Genomic DNA, 18,138 nt, shown 5'->3' with positions numbered 1-18,138 from the left:
GTGCTGGTCGATGATGCATCCGTTCAAGGCTTCTGCACACTCTGAGCACTCAGCCGAAAAACCGTTGAGTATCTCGAGATCACGGCGCGCAGGTCTCGCTGAGTGAAGCGAGGAGATCGAGAACGCGACGTCGATCTTATGGCTGTGAACGCTTCGTCCAGGGCCGAAGCGGTGATCGATCCCTCGGTCAGGTGCACCCATCCCGGCCCCACCTCTTCGGCGAGCGCAGCCATCTGGGGGCTCCGCGGTGTGATCACGGGCCGATCGAGCGTAAGGGCCAGGAAAACCGTTTGAAGGTCACCCATCGATTCGACCTCGGGCACGGCCACCAACTCCGCGGCGCCGATCTCCTGCACTCGGGCGCCATCCGAAAGACGTTCCAGACGCATCGACACAGTACGAGGATGCTGAGCAACAGCCGAGCGGATCACTCGCTCGAGCGACTCATCGGCTTCCCCGGCGAAGCGCAGGGCAACGCCCTGTATCCCACTCACTCTCGGAGTCCCGACGAGCGCTCCGGCGGCTTTGGGAAGCTTGCCGCGGGCAACGCAGAGCACACGGCCTTCGACGCTATGAGCCCGCGGATAGCCGCGGAAGCGCTCGCCGAAGTGCGCGTGCGGGATCACCGTCGTTCGGGACGCATCTGGTGTGAGCGTCGATTCGTGAAACACAACGAACGCAGTCGTCGCCTCGTCCAGCATGCGCTGCGCGAGGGACCGATCGTGACCGATTGAAGCTCCCACGCCGGGCAGCGTCCTCACCAAGGCGATGCGGTGCTTTCGAAGGTTGCTCGTCAGAGCCCTCACCGCGAAGAGTCGCTGCAGCGGCCCACCATGCCCGGTTCCCAGCAGCGTTTCAAGATGCGGCTCCAGCACGTGCACCACGTCGATGTCGAAGTCAGTGAGCACGCTGCGCGAGAACCGGAACTCGACCTCCGTAGGGCCGTCGCCCGCCACCTGGTCGACGTAGCGCAGCAGAGGCGCGGGCGGCCGATGCACCTCGTGAACGATCAGCGGCGGGACCGAACTCGTCGACCGATTAGGAGGTACCACCTGACCATAATAGGTTGATCCCGATTAGGAGGTTTGCGCGTGCACGACGTCTTCATTCACCCCTCGGGGCAGGATGACAACCTCGGGGATTCGGCCTTGCGTGCTGGCCTCCTTCGTGCCGTAGGTCGCAACACCTACCGGTTTCATGTCCATCTCGAGGGGCAGACATCGGACTATCTCGCTGGCATCCCGCTATCGGGTTCCGATGTCGTCTATGAGACTCAACGCGAGTGGGCAACTGCCCTGTCTGAGACGGCACGGCCGATCTACCTCCTCAATGCGGGCGAGGTGAATCCGCGCCCCGGTCACTCCTTTCCGGGCGCCGGGCGCATCCGCGAGATGCGACGGACCCGCGATCGCGACGGTGTCGTCATCGCCGCGGGCATCGGGCTGAAGACGCCCAGCACGGCAGACAGTGTCGACTTCGACCGCACGCTGCGGGAAACAGACGTGATGTCGTGGCGAGACGACGTCTCACGGGATGCGGCCGGCTTCGGCGACAGCGCCCCGGACTGGGCGTTCCATCTCGGCTCGCAGCCTTCTGCCTGGGCCCCGCCCGACGAGCGCACACTCCTCGCTGTCACCCTCCGCTTCGACCGCCCCTGGCCCGGGGACCCCTGGCTCACCGCCGTACGCGATGTGGCGAGCCGCACGGGGACACGCGTCGCAACCGTCGCGCAGGTCGCCAGGGATGCGCCCCGCGCCGTGCAGTTGGCAGACGCGCTCGGCGGCGAATACCTTGTGGCGGCGAGCACCCGACACGACGATCTCGATTCGCATGTGCGATCGGTGTACTCGCGATCGCTCGCGGTTGTCAGCGACCGCGCGCACGCGCTCATCATGGGTGCGACGGAGGGCGCCTATCCCTTGGGCTCGGCGACGGACCCCAACAAGATCCGGCGACTTCTCGACATCGCCGGCGTCGGCTCCCTCACCGGCGACCATGCGAACTTCGGCCCGCGCGCAGCGGGCCTCGATTCAGAACTGCCGGCACTCCCCCGCGCGATCGATTCCGCGCGGCTCCAGCTGCAAGCTCTTACGCAGCGTATTCAAACCGCGATCGAAGCGCACGACGCTTAGGTGGGATCCTCACGCTCATTCCAGCGAATGATTCGAGAGAATCGCCTTCTTGAGGCGCTGCGCGTACGGACGCATGCCCGGGAACAGCTGCAGCATCGTCCGCCCCAGCGGGCTGACCGCTCGCCATGTGCGCGAGCCCAGCGAAGAGCCCTGCGGAGGGCCCTTCAAACTCGACGGCTGGCTGACACCTCGGCGCGCGGGCTTGTCCTGACCGCCCTCCTTCCGCGGCCCTCCGCCACGCTCCGCGAAGAAGATCATCAGATCCAGCAGCTGCTGCGCATCGGCCAGAGTAGGTTCCGGGGAGAACTCGGGTGGCAGCGTGCCGCTGATCACTTGCTCGTACAGGGTGGCGAAGTCGTACGAAAGCTCGCGGCTGGCAGCGACGATCGATGCCCGGGAGAGCTCTTCGTAACGGGCTGAAGAATTCAGAGCTGCGCCGAGCTCGCGCGCGAGGCCGGCGGCGTCTCCCTGTGGAACGGCGACCACCCCGGGGTTGTCCTGTACCAGCGTGAGCCAAGGCAATTCGTACATGAATACCGGCAGGCCCCGCGCCTGTGCCTCGGCGATGGTGAGCTGATACCCCTCGATGATGCTGGTCGTGACGAAGGCATCGGCGCTGTCGATGGCCTCGATGAGCTGCTGTCCGCGAAGCTCGCCGACGGCCTGAATATGTCCTTCGAGGCGCCGTTTCCGCACGACCTCGTTGAATCGACGGGCCGTCCAGTCGTCCCAGTCGGGGCCGACGATCCTGAGCCGGAAATCGACCGAGAGGCGGCGCAACTCGTCCGCGACCTCGATGAGCTGTGTCACCTGCTTGGTGCGCTCATCAAGTCTGCCCCACCAGATGAGCTCACGCCGCCCTCCGGTCAGCCTCTTCAGCTGCGCGCTGCCGACAGAATCCAGCAGCAGCGGAGACGGTGGATTCGGTACATATACAGCGTTCTCGACGCCCCGCAGCTTCCAGAAGGCCACGTCAAGTGGCGACAACGAGACCAGAGTGTCCAGCAACCCTGCGTTCGCCTTCAGGAGCTCGTGAAGCCCGTTCCTGTCGTAGATCGGCCGGCCGACGAAATTGTGAAGCCAGCCGATATTGACTGCTCCGAGAGCGCGGGCGATCAGCGCGTACTCGGGCCAATCGCGACTGTAGAGCACCTGGTGGTCGATCACGACGTCGACCTCGTGCTCGCGGCAGATCTCCGCCCATTCCCGCAGGCGCTCCGGCAGCCCGCGGCCGACCATCTCGATGAAGGTTGCGTCGGCGGGCACTGCATCGGGATCGCTGCCGTAACGCCTGGCCACGATGGTGACCCGGTAACCGGCCCGAAGCAGGAATGTGGCCTGGGCGAGCACCACCCCTGAGACACCACCCGTCGTAAGAACTCTCGTGGTGAGGAGCACACTGCGCACTGGCCGGCCTTGCGGATCGACCGGTCGACTGTGCTGCTTCAAAGCCACGAGCGAATCCGGATAGAAACGTGTTGCGGCAACGACAAGATCGACCTCAGAAGCGCAGGTTCGAAGGTGCGCCATGACATCCTCGGCGAGCTCTTCAGTCGTGTGCTGGAGCAAATACTTCGTGACGTATCCGATGATCGACAATCGAACGGATTCGTAGTTGTCGAGGAGTACAGCCGGGTCTGCACTCGTGCGGGCGATGGATCGGATCGCCGGCGCGATGCTCTCAATCGACCGAATGGCGTCGGCATAGAACCGAGCGTGCTCGAGCGTCGCGACGCTCTGCCCGCTCCCGCCTCGGCCGTAGTGGTACCGGTAGAGCTGTCGGTCGACCGATACATACCGCGAGGAGAGCGAGGCCACCAGATACATCAGCGGCAGGTCGTTGACCCGCGGCAGCACGAGATCGGCGGGAAGCAGCGCGTATGCGTCGCGCACGACGCTGGCACGGAACAGGTAGCGCCAGAGCTGGCCCTGCGCAGGTTTGTCGATGGGGAAAAGCTCAGCGAGCACCGCGTCGCCGTCCAAGCTCTTGTGCTTCGGGGCGAGCCTGTTCTGGTACCCGCCGACCACCCCTCCATCTAGCGCGATCACTTCGATGCCGAAACCGACCAGGTCAGCGGCGTGCGCTTCCGCCGCCTGCAGAGCGGCTTGCGCCGCATCCGGTCGCAGTTCGTCATCACCATCGACGAACAGGATGAAATCTGCCGCTGCCGCGATCACTCCTGCCCGGCGCGCTTGGAAAGCGGAGCGGTTCTCGGGCTGCCGGATGAGTCGCACGCGGTCGTCTTCCTCGGCCAAAGCCTCGATGATGCGCGCGCTGTCGTCGGTGGAAGCGTCGTCGACGCAGATCACCTGGATATCGGGCAGCGTCTGGGCAAGGGCGCTCGCCACAGCGGCTCCGACCGTCGCCTGGTCGTTGTGCACAGGGATGATGATCGAGACGCGGGGCGGAAGGGACATCAGGGCTCCATGAATACGAAGACGCGCACGCCGAGCACATGCGACACACGCCCACCAGCGGCAGCACGCCTTCTCGATCTTACGCAGCACCGGGGTCGTTCTTCGGAAGTCGAGGGAGTCCGTCTTCGCGTACAGGCACTGGCAGGCGGGTATGATCGCATGAGATTTGATTCGAGGGCGGGTCCCTCGACACTCGGCAAACCGGTCGGGTGGGAGGGAGTTCTTGATGTCCGCCTCCCTCGGCGCGCCCGCAGACGGTCTCTTTGAAGTCGGCCAACGCCCGCCGTTCCGGGCATACCTCGCGGAAGCCTGGCGCAGGCGAACGTTCGCCTACACCCTCGCCCAGTTCAAGATCGTCAGTGGACTGCTGCAGAACCGCCTGGGCATCCTCTGGTTGGTCCTGCGTCCGCTTTTCATGGCGGCGATCTACGGAACGCTCTTCGGCGCTCTGCTCTCAGAGTCGGCACGCCCAGACGACTGGATCCCCTACGTGCTGACCGGCACGTTCACCTTCCAGTTCTTCACAGGATGCTTCGGCGCCGGCTCGAAATCGATCACCAGCAACTCCCGGCTCGTGCAGAGTCTCGGCTTTCCCCGTATTCTGCTTCCGGTCTCGGTGGTCCTTGAAGAAGCCTTGCGAGCCATCCCGATCTTCACGCTGCTCGTCATCCTGCTGCCGATCTTCGGCGTTCCGATGCGATGGTCTTGGCTGCTGATCATCCCGATCCTCGCGATGATGGCCCTGTTCAACTTCGGTGTTGCGCTCATCGTCGCCCGCATGTCGGTGTGGACTCGCGACGTGCAGCAGTTCATTCCCATCGTCAACCGAGTCCTGTTCTACGTGAGCTCAATCTTCTTTCAGGTCGACCTCATCTTCGCTGACAACCCCCTCATCCTCACCATCGCGCACCTCGTGCCGACGTACGACTTCATCGCCATGATTCGGGGCGTCACGCTTGTCGACCACGCTGTTCCTTCTCTTGCTCTGATTGCGGCTCCGATATGGACCGTCCTCGCCCTGGGAATCGGCCTGGTCTACTTCTGGAAGGCAGAGGCGAGGTACGGGCTCAGTGAGTGACCTCATCACCCTCGAAGAAGCGCGGCAGTCGGAGTCGAGTCCTCTGCCGATGATCGTCGCCGATAACGCGCACGTCACGTACCGTGTGTACGCTTCGGGCAAGAAGTTGAGCGCCCGCGACAAGATGTTCAGCCTGGGAGCGCTGCGCGGCGGCAGAGGATTGCACACGGTACCCGCTCTCCGGGGCGTCTCCTTCACCGCGTCACAAGGCGAGACCATCGGCGTCGTCGGCCATAACGGATCCGGCAAGTCCACGCTGTTCAAAGCGATGAGCGGCCTGATCCCGACGTCTGCGGGAAGCATCAGAGCAGCTGATCGTCCCGTGCTCCTCGGCGTCAACGCCGCCTTGATGCCCGAACTCTCCGGCGAGAACAACATCAAGCTCGGCCTCTTGGCGATGGGTTTCTCGCCAGAAGAAGCGGCCGCTCAGGTCGGGCCGATCTCGGATTTCGCGGAGCTCAACGAGTTCATCCACCACCCGATGCGCACGTACTCGTCGGGTATGGCCGCTCGGCTGCGGTTCGCGATCGCCTCCGCCAAGGCGCACTCCATCCTGCTCGTCGACGAGGCTCTCGCCGTGGGCGACCGTCGCTTCAAGATGAAGAGCGAGAAGCGCATCCGCGAACTTCGCGACAGCGCGGGCCTCGTGATGATCGTGAGCCACTCGGCAGGATCGTTGCGTGACACGTGCGAGCGTGTCATGTGGATCCACAAGGGCGAGCTGCGCGCGGATGGCGACGCGAAAGACGTCATCAACGACTATGTGAAGTGGACGAAGAATCCCGGCGGCGCCACAGTCGGTGCGGCCTCCGTGACGAAGGCGAAGCCCGGAGCGAAGAAGCCCTCGGCCCCGGTCACAGAGGTAGCCTCTACCGCGGCTCAGACAGAGCCGACGAAAGCGCGGCCGGAAACGGGAGCATCCTCGCCTGAGGCGCAAACCCAGACCCAGCCGCTGCCGAAGAAGAAGCCACAGCCGCGAGAAGAATCGAAGTCGCCCACGAACGCTCCGGCGGCTGCCGAAGTCGGCGGAGTCTCTCTCCTCGAGGAACTGCTGAAGGGCCTAGAGCCGGAGACGCCCGCCGAAGCCGCGGAAGAGACCAAGCGCTCCATGGCGCGCGCGGCGAGCGAAGCGCGAGCTGCGACCCGCCGCGAGCGCTACCAGCGCGAGGCAGACAAGCGCGTGCGGAAGCGGATCATCGCGGCGATCATCACCGGAGGCGCGATCCTGCTCGCGGTCGGCATCGGCGCCGCGTTCGCGCTGGCGACGAGCGGCGCAGCGGTGACGCCTCGCACCACGTCGGGCATGCCAACGGTGGAGAGAACGCGCACGCCTGCCATTCCGCAGCCCGTGATCGTCGGATTCACCGCAGCTGAGGCGCCCGTGGCGTGCGCCAGCGAAGATGCAGAGGGCACGGCAATGTTCAGCTGGGAGGTCACCGGCGCGTCCAACGTCGTCGTCGCCCCGACTTCGGTCGTCATCGATCCGGCCGCGCTTCCCGAGACGATGCCGCCGAAGGCGACGGATGCCAAGGTGCCGTTCTCGTGCGCCAAGGAGAACGAGAGCTACACGCTGACGGCCACGAACGACGACGGCGTGCGAGTCTCGAAAGCCGTGACCGTCACCCGCGAGCTCGCTGCTCCTGCACCTGCCCCTGCCCCTGCCCCTGCCCCTGCTCCTGCTCCTGAGGAAGAAGCACCGCGGCAGAACGAGCCGGCGGCTCCGGCTCCCCCGCCTGCCACCCAGGCGCCCCCGGTAGTCACTACGCCATCGACTCCTGCACCGACGACTCCGCCAGAGACTCCGACGACCCCCGATCCTCCCACCGAACCGACGGATCCGGAGCCAACTGAGCCGCCTCCCGCAGCCGAGGAACCGCCGACAGCAGAGACGCCGTCCTTGGTGGTTCCTGAGGGTGGCTAACCGGCCCCCAGCCACGCCTTCGCGCGGTGCGCGAGCGGGCGCAGAGCCGGGACGAGCTTGAGCACTGCGCGCCCTGCCGGCGCGGCCGACTTCCACGCACGAGAGGCCCGAGTGCCCGCCGTACTCGCCACGACACGGTGACGCCGCTGCACACGCTCAGCGAAGAAGACCAGCAGCCCGAGCAGCTGCCGGGCATCTTCCTGCGTCGGTTGTGGTGAGAACTCGCTCGGCAGCGTTCCGGTCACGACGCCCTGATACAGCCTCGCGAAGTCGTAGTCGACAGCCCGTGCCGCAGCGGACTGCGCCGCCGCGGACACTCGCCGGTAGCGCTCGGGATCGCTCACGAGATCGAGGATGCACAGTGCGAGTTCCCGCGCATCGCCCTGCGGCACCGACAACACGCCCTCGTTCCCCTGCACGAGGGAGAGCCAAGGCAGTGCGTACATGACGACGGGCAGGCCGCGCGCCTGCGCCTCGGCGATGGTCAGCTGGTAGCCCTCGATGATGCTGGTGGAGACGAACACATCGGCGCTGTCGATCACGTTGCGCAGCGCATGCCCGCGAAGCGGTCCGATCGCGATCACCTGCTTGCCGACCCCGCGCCGACGAGAGCGCGCGTTGAACTTCGCCGCCGTCACGTCGCCCCAGTCCGGTCCCACCACGCGCAGCCGGAAATCTACGCCGAGCGAGCGCAGCTGCACCCCCACCTCGATCAGGTCGTACACCTGCTTCGTGTGCTGTTCCAGCCGTCCCCACCAGAGAAGCTCGATCCGCCCTCGCGGCGGCTGCTTGTCGACGGTCTGCGCGGCGGATTCCAGCAGCAGCGGCGACGGCGGGTTCGGCACCCATGCGACGTGCTCCACGCCTCGCAACGAGAAGTACGAGGCATCCAACGGCGACAGCACGATCAGACGAGCCAGGACGCCACTGCACTGCTCGATGAGCGAGAGCCGGTCGGTGCCGTCGTAGATCGGTCGACCGACGAAGTTGTGCATCCATCCGATCGTGGCCGCCCCTTCCGCGCGCGCCATCAGCGCGAACTCCGGCCAGGTGCTCGAGTAGAGGATCTGATGATCGATCACCACGTCGACATCGTGGCTGCGGATGATCTCGGCCCATACCTCCAGCCGATCCAGGAGGGTACGTCCGGTCAGCTCGACGAACTCCGCGCCCAGGGGTATCGCGGCACGGTCGCTTCCCGCGCTGCGGGCGACCACGACCACTCGATACCCGGCAGCGAGCAGGTAGTGCGTCTGCGAGGCGATCACCGCGGAGACGCCGCCGGTGCGCAGAGTCGAGGTCACGAGCAGCACGCTGCGCACCGGGCGATCTCCGTGGTCCTGCCACGGCGAATGGAACTTCAACGTGCTGAGGGTGCGGGGGTAGAAGCGCGCGGCCGCGTGAACGATGTCGTGAGCCGTCGCCACGGTGTGCAGGTGCGCGAGCGATGCGTCCAACACCGAGCCGACGCTGCGGTCGATGAGCTGGGAGCACACGTAGCCGATGATCGACAGTCGCACCGACTCGTACGAGTCACGAAGAAGCTGGGGATCGGGATGCCGCGCAGCGAGCCCTTCGACCGCCGGGGCGATCGCCGAGATCGAGTCGATCGCCGAGGTGTAGAACCTCGCGCGCTCGATGCTGTCCACGTCGTGACCGCTTCCGCCGCGTCCGAAGTGGTAGCGGTAGAGCCGTGCGTCGGTGGAGGCATACGACTCGGCGAGCGCCGCTATGAGGAACATCAGCGGAAGGTCGTTGACTCTGGGAAGGACCAGGTCATCGGCCAGCAGCGCGTACGCATCGCGGAGAACACTGGTGCGGAACGTCATGCGCCACAGCTGCCCCTGCGCCGGCTTGCCGATCGGAAACAGCCCCGGCAGCACTTCGGGGCCATCGAGGCGTCCGTGCGCGGGCTGCAGTCGGCGCTCGTACGCTCCCCCGGTACGTCCGTCCTTCTCGATCACGGTCACGCCGAAGCCGACGAGGTCAGCATCCGACGCCTCGGCGAGCGCGAGTGCCTTCTGTGCGGCATCCGGGGCCAGCTCGTCATCCCCATCGAGAAACAGCAGCCGCTTCGCCCGCGCTGCCATCACGCCGGTCCGACGCGCCTGGAACGCCGAGAGGTTGCGGTCGTGCTCGACGAGCCGCACCCGCGAGTCCTGAGCGCGATAGCGCTCGATCACCGCCACCGTTGCATCGGTGGAGGCATCGTCGACGCAGACGATCTCGATCTCGGCGAGGGTCTGACCGACCGCGCTCGACAGTGCCGCTCCAACTGTCGCTTCATCGTTGAAAACGGGCATGACGATCGTGATCTGGGGCGGCGCGACCATAGGTCTTGAGTCTATCCGGCCGTTACCCGCGTAAATGCGGGCCCGGCAGACCCGATAACCTGGAGACCATGAAGATCGCCATCGCCGGAACCGGCTACGTGGGCCTGTCCAACGCTGTCATCCTCGCGCAGCACCACGATGTGGTCGCCGTCGACATCGACCCGCAGAAGGTGGACCTTCTCAACGACCGCATGTCGCCGATCGTCGACGAAGAGCTGCAGGACTATCTCCGCACCCGTGAGCTCAGCCTCACCGCGACGCTCGACGTGGAGGCGGCCTATCGCGACGCCGAGTTCGTCGTCGTCGCGACCCCCACCAACTACGACGAGGTCGCGAACTTCTTCGACACCTCGTCCGTCGAGTCGGTGGTCGACGTCGTGCTCGGCATCAACCCGCAGGCCGTGATCGTCATCAAGTCGACCGTCCCCGTCGGCTTCACCGCAAGCCTCGCTGCGCAGCATCCGGATGCCACCATCATCTTCTCCCCCGAGTTCCTGCGTGAGGGACGCGCCCTGTACGACAACCTGCACCCGTCCCGCATCGTCGTGGGCGACCGCGGGCCGGCCGGCCAGCGGTTCGCCGATCTGCTGCTCGAGGGCGCCATCGACACCGACGTGCCCGTGCTTCTCACCGACCCGACCGAGGCCGAAGCGATCAAGCTGTTCGCCAACACCTATCTCGCGCTGCGCGTCGCCTACTTCAACGAGCTCGACACGTATGCGGCGGTGCACGGGCTGAACTCCCGGCAGATCATCGACGGCGTCGGCCTCGACCCTCGCATCGGCACGCACTACAACAACCCGTCCTTCGGCTACGGCGGATACTGCCTGCCGAAAGACACCAAGCAGCTGCTCGCCAACTACTCTGAGGTGCCGCAGAACCTCATCGCGGCCATCGTCGACGCCAACAGCACCCGCAAGGACTTCGTCGCCGCCGACGTCCTCGCGCGCGAGCCCCAGACCGTGGGCATCTACCGGCTGGTTATGAAGTCGGGCTCGGACAACTTCCGCGAGTCGTCGATCCAGGGCATCATGAAGCGGATCAAGGCCAAGGGCGTGAACGTGATCATCCACGAGCCCACCTTCGAGGAAGACCAGTTCTTCAATTCCGAGGTCGTGCGCGACTTCGAGGACTTCAAGCGCCGATCCGACGTGATCATCGCGAACCGCGCGACGGACGCGCTGGAGGACGTCGCGCACAAGGTGTACACGCGGGATCTCTTCGGGCGGGATTGAGGTCTCAGCGAGGCATAGTATTCTGACGTATACACCAGACCGCTATGACAGCGGAACAGTGTTGCTGATTGATTGAGCAGAGCGGGTGACGTGGGGGCTTCAACCGAAGAGATCAAAGCGCTGCAAGGACTTCCGTCCTGGCGAGCGCGACCCAAGGCTCACTCGGTGACCCACCCGCATGCGGGATCAGCTCAGTCCGCTGCGGCCCGTCGCCGGCGTCTGCCTCGCTGGGCTCGCCGTTACGCGCTGCGGCTCGTCTACGCCGACATGATCGTCCTCCTCGTCACCCTCGTCGGGCTCGGCAGTCTTCTGCTCGGCGGATCCGACACGCGGTTGTCGTGGCCGGGTGGCCCCGATGATGTGCCGTACGCGGTACCGCTGGTCGTCATCGGCGCGCTGTGGATGCTGGCGCTTGCCGCGTTCGACAGCCGCGATCGGCACATCGTCGGGCACGGTGTGCTGGAGTACCGACGCGTGATCGATGCGACGTTCTTCGCATTCGCGGTCATCGTCATCGTCGCGTTCTTCCTGCGGATCGAAGTCGCCCGCACGCTCTTCCTCTGGGTGATCCCGGTCGGTCTCGGCGGCCTTCTCTTCGGGCGCTGGTGGTCCCGCCAGTGGCTGCGCGGGCGCCAGCAGGCGGGCGACTTCGTCTATCGCGCGGTCGTGCTCGGCGATCGGGCCAAGATCGCCCACATCATCAAGCAGATCCGGGGCACCCATGGCACCGGCTACCTGATCGTAGGGGCCGTGACCCCGGGCGGCGCTGATACCGCCATCGCCGATGTGCCGGTACTCGCCCCGCTGCATGAGGCCGAGAAGGCCATCGACGAGATCGGCGCCGACACCCTCATCCTCACCGGTGCGGACGAGATCGGCCCGACCGCCATGCGGCGCCTGGGCTGGGCGATGGCAGAGCGCGACGTGAACTGGGTGGTCGCGCCGGCGCTGACCGACGTCGCCGGCCCCCGTATCCACGCGAAGCCGGTCGCCGGGCTGCCGCTCGTGCACGTCGACTTCCCTCGGCTCGAAGGTCATCGACGTTTCGCGAAGCGCTCGTTCGACATCGTCGTGTCGCTGCTGCTTCTGATGGTGGCATCGCCCATCATGCTCGCCACGGCCATCGCAATCCGCCTCGAGGGACCGGGCCCGGTGACCTACACGCAGCAGCGGGTGGGACGGCGAGGAGTGCTCTTCTCGATGATCAAGTTCCGCTCGATGGTGCAGGGTGCCGACGACCAGCTGGCGAGTTTGCTCGATCTGCAGGAGGCCACGGATCGGCCGTTCTTCAAGGTGAACAACGATCCCCGCATCACGCGCGTCGGGCGCTTCATCCGCCGTCACTCGATCGACGAGCTGCCGCAGCTGCTGAATGTGCTCTCGGGACGGATGAGCCTGGTCGGGCCGCGCCCGCAGCGCCCGGCCGAGGTGGAGCTCTACGACGACGTCGTCGGACGCCGCCTGATGGTCAAGCCGGGGATGAGCGGACTGTGGCAGGTGAGCGGCCGCTCGCAGCTGTCGCTGGAGGACTCGATCCGGCTCGACCTGTACTACGTCGAGAACTGGTCGTTCACGCAGGACATCCACATCCTGTTCCGCACGATCAAAGCGGTCCTCGCCCCGGGCAGGACTGCGCACTGACCTCTCGCGTCGGAGAGACGATCAGCGACTCCCCCAGCGCTCGTCCCATCGCGCCTGCGCGATCACCTTCTGATCACGCCGATGCACGATCAGGCGGATCGTCCACGCCGCGGCCAGACCGATCCAGCCGCCCAGACTGTTGGCGATTACATCCTCGATCGTCGCGGTCCGCTGCGAGAGCACCAGCGCCTGCGTGAGCTCGATGCAGGCGGAGAAGGCGGGTGGCAGCACCAGCCCCAGCCACCCGAGCCCGCGAGGAAGCGCGAGTCCGATCAGCAGCCCGAGCGGGATGAACATCGCGATGTTCGCCGTGAACTCCAGCTTCGAATAGCCGAACCACTCGGGCACACCGTTGTCGTGCAGCACGGTGAGCAGCTTTCGGATGGCGTCCTCGCGCCCGAGATTGATCGGCGTCGGCGACATGGTGACGCACAGCACGACGACGAGGCAGACCAGCAGCAGCGCAACGGCGATGCCCACGCGCAGCCCGCTGGTCGACGGGCGTGCCGGGATCTGCTGCCGGGCAGAATTCAGCATCCGCGTGAACTCGTCAGTCACCCTTCACACCTTCCGCAGCTGCACGCTCTCAACGGCGTGCTCGGCGCCCTTGCGCAGCACCAGTGTCGCGCGATGGCGGGTCGGCATGACGTTCTCGATGAGGTTGGGCATGTTGATCTCGTTCCAGAACCCCAGCGCGGTTGTGACGGCCTCGTCGTCGCTGAGATGCGCGAACACGTTGAAGTACGACGACGGGTTGCTGAAGGCGCTCTGGCGCAGCGCGAGGAAGCGGTCGATGTACCAGCGCTCGATGTGGGCGGTGTCGGCGTCGACGAAGATCGAGAAGTCGAACAGGTCGCTGACGGCGACGTCGTTCGGAGCGGGCGGCGGCTGCAGCACGTTCAGCCCTTCGACGATGACGACGTCTGGCCGACGCACGACGACGTGCGCGTCGGGCACGATGTCGTAGCGCATGTGCGAGTAGAACGGGGCGCGCACTTCGGCGGCACCGCTCTTCACCTCGGTGAGGAAGGAGATGAGCGCGCGGCGGTCGTACGACTCGGGAAACCCCTTGCGGTCCATCAGCCCGCGCCGCTCGAGCTCGGCGTTCGGGTAGAGGAAGCCGTCAGTGGTCACCAGCTCGACGCGCGGTGTGCCGGGCCAGCGGCTCATCAGCTCGCGCAGCAGACGGGCGATGGTGGACTTGCCGACCGCAACGGAGCCCGCGACGCCGACGACGAACGGCGTGGTCGTGTCGTCCTCCTGCAGGAAGGCACTGGTCGCCCTTCCGAGCTGACGGGTGGAGCTGGCGTAGAGGCTGAGCAGACGGCTGAGCGGAAGGTAGACCTCACGCACCTCGGTGATGTCGAGGCGGTCGCCGATGCCGCGGATGCCGATGACCTCGGTCTCCGTGAGCGGCTGATCCAGTCCAGCCGCCAGGCGAGCCCAATCAGCACGGTCGATCTCGCGGTACGGAGACAGCGGCAGGTTCGGGGCGACGCTCACGCCTACATCGTAGTGGTGCCGGGGCACGCCGCTGAGGCGGCTCTCGAGAGGCCCCCCATCGTTCAGCGTCGCGATTTTCACGGCGATTGACATTTGCTTACCGCGTGAGCATATGTCACTATGACTCCTGATGCACAGATGCTCTCTGTGTGAACTTTTTCTCACAACGTCGTGGAGGTGCTCAATGTCCGAAGGGTCGACTGAACGCTCTGTCGTCGCACGCGTAGCCGATCTCTGGAAGTCCTTCGGCGGGATTCCCGTCCTGAAGGGCGTGAACATCGACGTGCACGAAGGAGAGATTCACGCCCTCGTCGGCGGAAACGGCGCCGGTAAGTCGACGCTCATGAAAGCGATCACGGGCGTGGTCGAGCCGGATGCCGGCACCATCACGATCAACGGCAATGAGGTCAAGAACCTCTCCCCCAAGTCGGCTCACGCCAACTCCGTGTACATGGTTCCTCAGGAGCCGAAGCTGTTCCCGAACCTGTCCGTGTACGAGAACGTCGCGCTCGCTCTGGGCTCCCGCAAGGTCACCAAAGCCGAAGTCACCGACGTCATCGCCTCACTAGGGCACAGGATCGATCTGGATCACCCCGCTGGTGAGCTGTCGATCTCTGACCAGCAGCTGATCGAATTGGTTCGCGGGATGCTGCGCGAAGCCCGCCTGCTGATCGTGGATGAGCCGACCGCCGCTCTCACGGCGCGCGAGGTGGATCGACTCTTCTCGCAGCTGCGCAAACTCGCCGCCGACGGTGTGGGCATCTTCTACGTCAGTCACCGGATGTCGGAGATCTTCGAACTCTGCCATCGCGTCACAGTCCTGCGGGACGGCAACATGGTGCTGCAGGCAGCAACGAGCGACGTCGACGCCGCTTCCCTCGTGCAGGCAATGGTGCCAGACGCACAGCTGCTGCAGCGACGGAACGGCGGGAAGTCGATCGACCGCAGCGGTTCCCCCGCCCTTCGCGTGGAGGGTATGAGCGGGCAGGGCTTCGTCGAGGTCAGCCTGGAGGTGCACCCCGGCGAGGTGCTCGGAATCGCAGGGGTGGTCGGCAGTGGGCGCACAGAGCTGGCCGAGACACTGTACGGATTGCGCCCGGGTTCTGGCTCTGTGATTCTGAACGGCAAGCCGTTCACGCGGCCCACCCCTCGCCGAGCGCTCGACCGCGGCCTGGCCTACGTCCCCGAAGACCGGCACGCGCACGGCATCTTCCTGATCGGCGACATCGTCGACAACACCAGCGCGTCGGTGCTTCAGAAGGTCAGCACCGCGGGAGTGATCAGTCACCGACGCGATGTTGCGCTCACCGAGCGGTTCGCGAAGGACCTCTCACTGCAGAAGGGCAGCAGGCGCCGACGACTCGCGAACCTCTCCGGCGGCAACCAGCAGAAGGTCTCCCTTGCGAAGGCCCTGGCGAGCAACCCGTCGGTGATCATTCTCGACGAACCTTCGCGCGGCGTCGACGTCGGTGCGCGGGAGGACCTCTACCGGCTGATCGACGAGCTGGCGAAGAGCGGCCTCGCTGTCGTGCTCATCTCGTCGGATTTCGAGGAGGTCGTCGATCTCAGTCACCGAGTAGTGGTGATGCGAGACGGAAGGATTCACGACGAGATCGTCGGGGATGACATCACACTCAGCGCCGTCCGCGATGCGTCGTTCGGTTCGGCCCGGGAGGTACTGCACTCATGAGAACGCTGCTCAAACAACGTGAGGCGATCACTGTCGCCGGTGTGCTCGCGCTGGTCGCGGTCGTCGGCATCGTGCATCCGAGCTTCATCGCTCCCGGAAACCTCGCACGAGTACTCAACGCGACCGTCATCCTCGGTCTGCTCGCGGTCGGAAGCGCCTTGGTCATCCTGACGCGCAACATCGATGTGTCAGTCGGATCCACGCTCGCGCTGTCGGGCATCACCGGAGCGATGCTCATGCGCGATGGCGCGCCGCTGTGGGTCGCCATACTTGCGGTACTCGTCCTCGGCGCAGGGCTGGGCGCCATCAACGGAATCGGTGTCACGTACGGACACGTGCCCTCCATCGTGATGACACTCGGCACTCTCGCAGCGTACCGCGGCATCTCATTCCTCATCACAGGTGGCTACTCCATCGAGAGCCTTCCGTCGGCGTATCGACGCATCGGACGCGTCGAATGGCTGGGCGTGCCAATGCTGGTCTGGGTTACGGTCGCGGTCGTGGTGATCGTCGCGCTCGTGATGGCGCGGACCCGCTTCGGGCGCTGCTTCTACGCCACGGGCGACAACGCAGACGGCGCGTACCTCGTCGGAATGTCCACGAACCGCATCGTCATCCTCGCGTACACGCTGTCCGGCCTCTTCGCCGCTCTGGCCGCGCTGGTCTTCCTCGCGCAGGTCGGCTCGATCGGCAACCAGGCGGGACAGGGCATCGAGATGCGAGCGATCGCGGCAGCTGTGATCGGTGGTGTCTCCCTCACCGGAGGCGTGGGAACGGTCGCCGGCGCGGTGCTGGGTGCTCTCTTCATCAGCACTGCCACGAGCTCGCTGAGCTTCCTCGGCGTGCCCGGGTCGTGGTCTGACACTGTGATCGGCGCGATTCTGATCGCGGCGCTGATCGCGGATTCTCGCGTCCGATCGCTCGTGTCCAGGCGCCGACTGGCCTCTCGCTACGCCGCGCTGCAAGAGACTCGGCCGGCGGAGCAGTCAATCCCCACCCGCGAACTCAAGAGCGAGGTCCACTCATGAACGCATTGAAGTCGCGACTGCGTATGTTCGCCCGCTGGGAGATCGGCCTCATCGGCGTACTGATCCTCGAGGTTCTGATCTTCGGCGCGCTGAACCCGAAATTCATGGACCCAAGCCGCATGGTCTACTCTCTGTCGGACTTCGTCTACCTCGGGATCATCGCGCTTCCGCTTGCACTGGTGATGATCACGGGCGGGATCGACATCAGCTTCGCCTCGGTGGCTTCCCTGGCGGCGATCATCATGGGAGTGACATACAAGTCGGGAGCCAACATCTGGGTCGCTGTGCTGGTGGGTCTCGCGATCGCCGCACTCGCAGGTGTGTTCAATGGCGTGCTCATCGTCACCACCGGCGCGAACCCCATGGTCATCACGCTCGGCACGCAGTTCCTGTTCGCGGGACTGGCTCTCGCCGCTTCCGGGCTTGGCGGCGTCTCAGCGTTCGAGGGCGTTTCGGGCTTGCCGGCTGAGTTCTCGTCAATAGCCGGCGGCGATCTTCTCGGCGTGCCCAACATGCTCATCATCTTCGCCCTGTGCGCGGCGTTCTTCGCCTTCCTCCTCGGCCGCTCGACTTTCGGTCGCCAGGCGCGGCTGATCGGGGCGAACCCTGTGGCAGCGCGCTACGCCGGGTTCCGATCGAACGCTGTGCTCATCGGCTCCTACGCCCTCACGTCGCTGTGCGCGGGCATCGTGGGCGTGCTGCTCTCGTCGTACGTCGGGTCCGCTCGGGCGGACATCGGATCGGCGCTGCTGATGCCGGTGCTCACTCTCGTCGTCATCGGCGGGGTGTCGATGTACGGCGGCGAAGGATCGATGTTCGGCGTCATCGTGGCCACGTTCGTGATCGGCTTCCTGCAGCAGGGGCTGCGTTTCGCTCGACTTACCGAGAACGAGGTGGCCGTCTTCACCGGCGTGATCCTGGTCACCGTCGCGAGCCTGCGCTGGTGGAGCGGCCGCTGGTCCGAGAAGGTGCGCAACGCCCGCGTGCGCCGAGAGAACCTCAAGCGCATGACCGGCACCACGACCGCTATCCCGGACACCGCGACGATCTCGGCTATGAAGACCTCCGCGTGATCGCCGGAGCACCGTAACGACCTGAAATGTCCCACCCCGATAAGGCAAGGAATTGCCAAGAGTGATTGGAGAGATTCGATGAGGAA

At 65.5% G+C, this 18,138-nt stretch carries 13 protein-coding genes; 8 read left to right on the top strand and 5 right to left on the bottom strand.

The window, feature by feature from the left end:
- Positions 1 to 23: 23 nt before the first annotated feature.
- Positions 24 to 998 carry a hypothetical protein gene (locus WFG93_RS07755; protein WP_336645763.1) on the bottom strand — a complete coding sequence of 325 codons (975 nt, stop codon included), beginning with the start codon at positions 996 to 998 and terminating at the stop codon, positions 24 to 26.
- 93 nt (positions 999 to 1,091) lie between these two features.
- Between WFG93_RS07755 and WFG93_RS07750 the strand changes: the two genes are divergently transcribed.
- Positions 1,092 to 2,132 (top strand): hypothetical protein, encoded by a 1,041-nt coding sequence (locus tag WFG93_RS07750; RefSeq protein ID WP_336645762.1) that lies wholly within the window; start codon positions 1,092 to 1,094, stop codon positions 2,130 to 2,132.
- 15 nt (positions 2,133 to 2,147) lie between these two features.
- Here the strand turns inward: WFG93_RS07750 and WFG93_RS07745 are convergent, their stop codons facing one another.
- Positions 2,148 to 4,550 (bottom strand): glycosyltransferase, encoded by a 2,403-nt coding sequence (locus WFG93_RS07745; protein WP_336645761.1) that lies wholly within the window; start codon positions 4,548 to 4,550, stop codon positions 2,148 to 2,150.
- 226 nt (positions 4,551 to 4,776) lie between these two features.
- Between WFG93_RS07745 and WFG93_RS07740 the strand changes: the two genes are divergently transcribed.
- Together WFG93_RS07740 and WFG93_RS07735 are read left to right on the top strand one after the other, a co-directional pair.
- A complete protein-coding gene (locus WFG93_RS07740; protein WP_336645760.1) occupies positions 4,777 to 5,628 on the top strand; it encodes an ABC transporter permease in 852 nt (283 codons plus the stop codon).
- Positions 5,621 to 7,549 carry an ABC transporter ATP-binding protein gene (locus WFG93_RS07735; RefSeq protein ID WP_336645759.1) on the top strand — a complete coding sequence of 643 codons (1,929 nt, stop codon included), beginning with the start codon at positions 5,621 to 5,623 and terminating at the stop codon, positions 7,547 to 7,549. Before WFG93_RS07740 ends, WFG93_RS07735 begins: the two co-directional genes overlap by 8 nt.
- On the opposite strand, the gene WFG93_RS07730 is transcribed toward WFG93_RS07735, so the two are convergent.
- On the bottom strand, positions 7,546 to 9,882 hold the full coding sequence (locus tag WFG93_RS07730) for a glycosyltransferase (protein ID WP_336645758.1): 2,337 nt from the start codon (positions 9,880 to 9,882) through the stop codon (positions 7,546 to 7,548). The genes WFG93_RS07735 and WFG93_RS07730 overlap by 4 nt on opposite strands.
- Positions 9,883 to 9,950: 68 nt before the next feature.
- Here WFG93_RS07730 and WFG93_RS07725 point away from each other — a divergent pair, with 68 nt between their 5' ends.
- Together WFG93_RS07725 and WFG93_RS07720 are read left to right on the top strand one after the other, a co-directional pair.
- Positions 9,951 to 11,117, top strand: coding sequence for a nucleotide sugar dehydrogenase (locus tag WFG93_RS07725; protein WP_336645757.1), 1,167 nt, complete (start codon positions 9,951 to 9,953; stop codon positions 11,115 to 11,117).
- A 165-nt stretch (positions 11,118 to 11,282) separates the two neighbouring features.
- Positions 11,283 to 12,758 carry a sugar transferase gene (locus tag WFG93_RS07720; RefSeq protein WP_336645756.1) on the top strand — a complete coding sequence of 492 codons (1,476 nt, stop codon included), beginning with the start codon at positions 11,283 to 11,285 and terminating at the stop codon, positions 12,756 to 12,758.
- Positions 12,759 to 12,779: 21 nt separating this feature from the next.
- Here the strand turns inward: WFG93_RS07720 and WFG93_RS07715 are convergent, their stop codons facing one another.
- Both WFG93_RS07715 and coaA read right to left on the bottom strand, forming a co-directional pair.
- Positions 12,780 to 13,316 (bottom strand): VanZ family protein, encoded by a 537-nt coding sequence (locus WFG93_RS07715; protein WP_336645755.1) that lies wholly within the window; start codon positions 13,314 to 13,316, stop codon positions 12,780 to 12,782.
- 3 nt (positions 13,317 to 13,319) lie between these two features.
- A complete protein-coding gene (gene coaA / locus WFG93_RS07710; protein WP_336645754.1) occupies positions 13,320 to 14,261 on the bottom strand; it encodes a type I pantothenate kinase in 942 nt (313 codons plus the stop codon).
- Between the two features lie 130 nt (positions 14,262 to 14,391).
- Between coaA and WFG93_RS07705 the strand changes: the two genes are divergently transcribed.
- From WFG93_RS07705 to WFG93_RS07695, 3 genes are read left to right on the top strand one after another with little or no spacing between them, the layout of a single operon-like run.
- Entirely contained in the window at positions 14,392 to 15,951 is a 1,560-nt protein-coding gene (locus tag WFG93_RS07705) for a sugar ABC transporter ATP-binding protein (RefSeq protein ID WP_336645753.1), read from the top strand.
- Positions 15,948 to 16,979 (top strand): ABC transporter permease, encoded by a 1,032-nt coding sequence (locus WFG93_RS07700; RefSeq protein WP_336645752.1) that lies wholly within the window; start codon positions 15,948 to 15,950, stop codon positions 16,977 to 16,979. The genes WFG93_RS07705 and WFG93_RS07700 overlap by 4 nt, the downstream gene beginning before the upstream one ends.
- On the top strand, positions 16,976 to 18,052 hold the full coding sequence (locus WFG93_RS07695) for an ABC transporter permease (protein WP_336645751.1): 1,077 nt from the start codon (positions 16,976 to 16,978) through the stop codon (positions 18,050 to 18,052). Before WFG93_RS07700 ends, WFG93_RS07695 begins: the two co-directional genes overlap by 4 nt.
- Positions 18,053 to 18,138 lie beyond the last annotated feature (86 nt).

Source organism: Microbacterium sp. USHLN186, from assembly GCF_037145155.1.
Taxonomy (GTDB): domain Bacteria; phylum Actinomycetota; class Actinomycetes; order Actinomycetales; family Microbacteriaceae; genus Microbacterium.
This window is presented reverse-complemented; position numbering and strand designations above follow the sequence as displayed.

Bases quoted from the DNA above. Each gene is read 5' to 3' on its own strand.
- WFG93_RS07745 (WP_336645761.1), bottom strand. From the start codon at position 4,550: ATGTCCCTTCCGCCCCGCGTCTCGATCATCATCCCTGTGCACAACGAC.
- WFG93_RS07740 (WP_336645760.1), top strand. From the start codon at position 4,777: ATGTCCGCCTCCCTCGGCGCGCCCGCAGACGGTCTCTTTGAAGTCGGC.
- WFG93_RS07730 (WP_336645758.1), bottom strand. From the start codon at position 9,882: ATGGTCGCGCCGCCCCAGATCACGATCGTCATGCCCGTTTTCAACGAT.
- WFG93_RS07725 (WP_336645757.1), top strand. From the start codon at position 9,951: ATGAAGATCGCCATCGCCGGAACCGGCTACGTGGGCCTGTCCAACGCT.
- WFG93_RS07705 (WP_336645753.1), top strand. From the start codon at position 14,392: ATGCACAGATGCTCTCTGTGTGAACTTTTTCTCACAACGTCGTGGAGG.
- WFG93_RS07700 (WP_336645752.1), top strand. From the start codon at position 15,948: ATGAGAACGCTGCTCAAACAACGTGAGGCGATCACTGTCGCCGGTGTG.
- WFG93_RS07695 (WP_336645751.1), top strand. From the start codon at position 16,976: ATGAACGCATTGAAGTCGCGACTGCGTATGTTCGCCCGCTGGGAGATC.